The following is a 258-nucleotide window of genomic DNA, read 5'->3' on the forward strand; positions in this document are numbered from 1 at the left end:
CCATGTCAGCCTTGTTCAGGAAGACGATGATGTACGGCACGCCAACCTGGCGCGACAGCAGGATGTGTTCGCGGGTTTGCGGCATCGGGCCGTCAGCGGCCGACACGACCAGGATCGCGCCGTCCATCTGGGCGGCGCCCGTGATCATGTTCTTCACATAGTCAGCGTGGCCCGGGCAGTCAACGTGCGCGTAGTGACGCGCTTCCGTTTCGTACTCGACGTGAGCCGTGTTGATCGTGATGCCGCGAGCCTTTTCTT

General features: G+C 62.0%; 1 protein-coding gene. It reads right to left on the bottom strand.

The window, feature by feature from the left end:
• The coding region (locus IB259_RS30900) for a GTP-binding protein (protein ID WP_255508628.1) at positions 1–258 on the bottom strand (258 nt) is incomplete at both ends.

The sequence above is a fragment of the Achromobacter sp. ACM04 genome, assembly GCF_014851465.1.
Lineage (GTDB): Bacteria > Pseudomonadota > Gammaproteobacteria > Burkholderiales > Burkholderiaceae_B > Achromobacter > Achromobacter aegrifaciens.